Annotated in this window: 5 protein-coding genes and 1 pseudogene; 5 read left to right on the top strand and 1 reads right to left on the bottom strand. The window is 36.8% G+C overall.

Going from position 1 to position 4,256, the window contains the following annotated elements:
- Positions 1–142 precede the first annotated feature (142 nt).
- The 5 genes and pseudogenes from F6K13_RS20965 to F6K13_RS20945 all read left to right on the top strand — a co-directional run bounded on the left by F6K13_RS20965 (position 143) and on the right by F6K13_RS20945 (position 3,898).
- A complete protein-coding gene (locus F6K13_RS20965; RefSeq protein ID WP_124147714.1) occupies positions 143–1,360 on the top strand; it encodes a M20 family metallopeptidase in 1,218 nt (405 codons plus the stop codon).
- A gap of 609 nt (positions 1,361–1,969) precedes the next feature.
- Complete coding sequence (locus tag F6K13_RS20960; RefSeq protein ID WP_124147715.1) at positions 1,970–2,620, top strand: SH3 domain-containing protein; 651 nt, start codon at positions 1,970–1,972, stop codon at positions 2,618–2,620.
- Between the two features lie 144 nt (positions 2,621–2,764).
- Positions 2,765–2,878 (top strand): annotated as a pseudogene (locus tag F6K13_RS20955) (manganese ABC transporter ATP-binding protein); the annotation flags it as partial.
- Positions 2,879–2,910: 32 nt separating this feature from the next.
- A complete protein-coding gene (locus tag F6K13_RS20950; RefSeq protein ID WP_124155552.1) occupies positions 2,911–3,387 on the top strand; it encodes an AAC(3)-I family aminoglycoside N-acetyltransferase in 477 nt (158 codons plus the stop codon).
- 322 nt (positions 3,388–3,709) lie between these two features.
- Positions 3,710–3,898, top strand: a complete 189-nt coding sequence (locus tag F6K13_RS20945) for a type II toxin-antitoxin system Phd/YefM family antitoxin (protein WP_124155551.1) — start codon at positions 3,710–3,712, stop codon at positions 3,896–3,898.
- A gap of 102 nt (positions 3,899–4,000) precedes the next feature.
- On the opposite strand, the gene F6K13_RS20940 is transcribed toward F6K13_RS20945, so the two are convergent.
- A partial coding sequence (locus F6K13_RS20940; protein ID WP_287288261.1) for a hypothetical protein occupies positions 4,001–4,256 on the bottom strand: 256 nt, incomplete at its 5' end.

Genomic DNA, 4,256 nt, shown 5'->3' with positions numbered 1-4,256 from the left:
GGATAATGCCTCGGAGGTTAACCTTCATTTGACGAGCTAGAGCAACATTAGCTACAGTTTGAGCGATCGCGCCTAACTTGATTTAGAGAAGTTTTTACCCTTACCAACCACAATCAAAAATTAATAACTCAGTATAAAAAATATGGTTTCAACTATTCCGACCTCAAATTCCGTTGCTCAATCTCAACTGCGTCCAGAAATTAGAAAACTACAACCTTTGTTAGTTGAATGGCGGCGACATCTCCATAAAAGACCAGAGCTAGGTTTCAAAGAATATTTAACAGGGGAATTTATTTGCCAAAAATTGCAAGAGTGGGGCATCGAACATCAAAAAGGAGTTGCTAAAACAGGTATCCTTGCAACTATTGACAGTGGTAAACCAGGACCTGTATTAGCTATCAGGGCAGATTTAGATGCTTTGCCAATTCAAGAATTAAACGATGTGCCATATAGATCGATACATAATGGTGTGATGCACGCCTGTGGCCATGATGGACATACAGCGATCGCTCTAGGTACTGCCTACTATCTCGCTACCCATCGCCAAGATTTTGATGGGATCATAAAAATCATTTTCCAACCTGCCGAAGAAGGACCTGGAGGCGCTAAACCAATGATTGAAGCGGGGGTATTGAAAAATCCTGATGTGGATGCCATCATTGGTTTGCACTTGTGGAATAATCTACCCCTCGGCACAGTAGGAGTCCGCAGTGGTGCTTTAATGGCAGCTACTGAAAGATTTAATTGCACAATTTTGGGCAAAGGTGGGCATGGAGGAATGCCTCATCAAACTGTAGATTCTGTGGTAGTTGCAGCTCAAATTATTAATGCTTTGCAAACAATAGTAGCTCGGAATATTAATCCTATAGATTCAGCGGTTGTAACAGTTGGGGAATTAAATGCAGGTCGGGCATTTAATGTGATTGCTGATACTGCCCGCATGGGTGGTACTGTACGTTATTTTAATTTGGCTTATCAAGATTATTTTGCTAAACGAATTGAGCAGGTTATTGCCGGAGTTTGTGAAAGTCACGGGGCGAGTTATGAATTTAATTATATTCCTCTTTATCCCCCGTTAATTAACGATCAAAAAATGGCAGATTTGGTTAAAAGTGTAGCTGAATTATTAGTAGAAACTCCTGCGGGTGTTGTACCAGAATGTCAAACAATGGGCGGTGAGGATATGTCATTTTTCCTGCAAGAAGTACCTGGTTGTTATTTCTTTTTAGGTTCGGCAAATGCCGAGAAAAATTTAGCTTATCCGCACCATCATCCTAGATTTGATTTTGATGAAACTGCTCTAGGAATGGGAGTAGAAATGTTTGTGCGTTGTGTGGATAAGTTTTGTAGTCAGGGATAATTTATTTTGCTCGAATAACGTTTTGATTTTTAACCGGATTTGTCTGAGAAAGTCCGGTTTATTTAATATTATGTTTACTGTAATATCATGTCCGGATAATTAGTTATAAAAAAACTTTCTCCTTCAACTCCAGTTGTTCTTCTTTCTTCCCTCTTTCCTCCTGACTCCTGACTCCTGACTCCTGAGGACTCCCTAGTTATTTATTTATCACTGTTTAACCGGACATGATATAATATAGCGCTACGCACAATTAAAAAAGGAGTGCGTAATTATGAAGTCTCTTTGTTACTTTTCTTTGATACCAGGCGTGATCAATATTTGTTACAAGTATTTAAGCTTTTACTACATTCTTAAGCTGGCTTAAATTCCTTATTTCCCTGTTCTTGAGTTGATAGGTTTATTGGCGGAAATAAGGATTTTTGTTAACTTAGTAAATCTCCCTTGTAAAAATTTTTATTTATATTAAAATATAAAAAATAGAAAGATAACGCTACTTAAAAAAAAAGATGTTTTTATCTAAATAAAGTATTAAGAATAATCAAAACATCTGAAATATAGACTTACATAGTCAGTAGCTAAACTTGTGATTACAAATAATTCAGAATATTTATGAAAAATAACATCAAGCAAAAGCTAAATTACCTAAGAATATTAACAATTACTTCTCTATCTTTATTAGGAAGTCAAATACCAACTATTGCCATGGCAGACCAGTGGACTCTATGGGTTAACCAGAGCAATGAAATATTACTTGCTCAACAACAAGTTTGTCAGCTTCAGTCTTCACCAGCAGATAGTCGTGCAGGTGTAGATTTCCGAGACCAGCCAAATGGAGGTAGAAATATTGCCTTTTTTAATAACGGTACTTCTGTAACAGTCATCAATAGGTCTAATGATGGACAATGGACACAAGTAACTGGACCAAATAATTCTCAAGGTTGGGTATATACTCCCTATCTGCAAAATTGCAATACACGCTCTGCCTCACAACTACCCAACACAGGAAATAGAACAGGTGGAGTACCTATAGGGACAATTTGTCAGGCAATAGGTTCCCCGGAATATCCGAATATTCCAGTGCGAGATTTTCCCAATGCCAAAGGTTATAATATGCCTTTCAATTTTGCTAAAAATACTCAACTGAGAGTTACTGAACCACCAGCAGGACAAGAGTCTCAGTCAAAGTGGGTTTATGTTCAATCAGTACAAACTCCTCAACAAATGGGGTGGGTATGGAGACCTTATATTCAATGTAATTAAGTTAGCTAAGTAATAGACATCTCCAGAAAAGAGGGAACAGGGAACAGGGAACAGGGAACAGGGAACAGGGAGGAGTAATTGATAATTTCTAGATAATAATTGATTTTATTTTTAATTTTTGGAGATGTCCAATTTATAAGAAGGTCTGACGGTCAACAACAACGAGCATTTTTGGTACGGTCATTGATTAAGGAAGCCGATATTTTTTGTTTTGATGAACCGTTTGTTGGAGTTGACCAGAAGACTGAAAATATTATTTGTATCCATCTTGTTTTGGGATATATATTAATATGAACTCAACAGAAAATATCACCATTCAACATCTATCTGAGAAAGATATAAAGCTAATGCAAGACTTGCTCAATGTTTTTGGTGATGCGTTTGATGAAGTGGAAACTTATTGCAAAGTCAAACCTGAAACTGATTATCTTCGTAAGCTACTCAGCAGAGATTATTTTATCGTGTTGGTTGCATTAAAACATGGAGAGGTGGTGGGTGGTCTGGCAGCATATGAACTTCACAAATTTGAGCAAGAACGCAGCGAGATTTATATATATGATTTGGCGGTATCGACTGAACACCGTCGCCAAGGTATAGCAATGGCGCTCATTGACACACTCAAGAATATAGCTGTCGATCGGGGAGCTTATGTTATCTTTGTTCAAGCTGACTATGGTGACGATCCAGCAATAGAGTTATATAGAAAAGTTGGGGGTGTGCGGGAAGATGTCCTACACTTTGATATTGTAGTCAAACATGATGAGTAATTTTTTAGCTTCAAAAAGCGTAACACACCGAAAATTAAAATCTAGATGGTGCGTTACATTTCATTAATGCACCCTACTGGACTGACACAGCTGAAATTCAGCCCCAACTCAAGATATAGTAAGGAACGAGTTGGTGTTTGACTTATGTTGATGATGAATTTTAGACTAGGCAATGTTTTTCCCACTGTTGCCTGTTGCCTGTTGCCTGTTGCCTGCTATCTTGAAAAAGATTATTGAGCGATCGTTTTTGTAGAAATTCTGAGGTTTTTTATCATGCTAAATGTAACTATGTGATGAAATTCAAAGCGATCTACTGAAATATTTGCGTTTAGTCGAAGAGGGAAAAACTGTTGTAATTATTAGATATGAGCAAGCGAGCGCTGAAATTAGAACTATTGCCAATAGCAAGCAGTTACGACCATTTGGTTTATGCGCAGGTGAGTTTACTGTTCCGGATGATTTCGATGCTCCTTTGCCAGAAGATATACTTAATGCATTTGAGGGGAAATGAGAATTTTATTAGATACCCATATCTTTTTATGGTTCAGCAACGCAAGCTAATAAATTGCTGAACCGAAATCAACCGTGTTGAAAAATAAGTTGCAAGCAAGTATTAAAAATCATTTTCTTCATACTCAAAAGTAGAGTCAATAGTCTTTAGTGCTGGATAAAGACTTACAACTTCTTGGGTGATATGCCAATAATATCTATTTATAGAATAATCAATTATTTTCTCTGATATCAAAATACTAATAAAATATTGAAATAATGAAATACTGCGCGGAATTTGATTTGTTTTTGTTGATTGAATTTTCTGGATTACTGCTTTAACTTTTTCTTTAATTTGTTTTTCTTCAACTACATTGATT

The organism is Okeania sp. SIO2B9 (assembly GCF_010672505.1).
Taxonomy (GTDB): Bacteria; Cyanobacteriota; Cyanobacteriia; order Cyanobacteriales; family Microcoleaceae; genus Okeania; species Okeania hirsuta.
This window is presented reverse-complemented; position numbering and strand designations above follow the sequence as displayed.

Bases quoted from the DNA above. Each gene is read 5' to 3' on its own strand.
- F6K13_RS20950 (WP_124155552.1), top strand. From the start codon at position 2,911: ATGAACTCAACAGAAAATATCACCATTCAACATCTATCTGAGAAAGAT.
- F6K13_RS20965 (WP_124147714.1), top strand. From the start codon at position 143: ATGGTTTCAACTATTCCGACCTCAAATTCCGTTGCTCAATCTCAACTG.
- F6K13_RS20960 (WP_124147715.1), top strand. From the start codon at position 1,970: ATGAAAAATAACATCAAGCAAAAGCTAAATTACCTAAGAATATTAACA.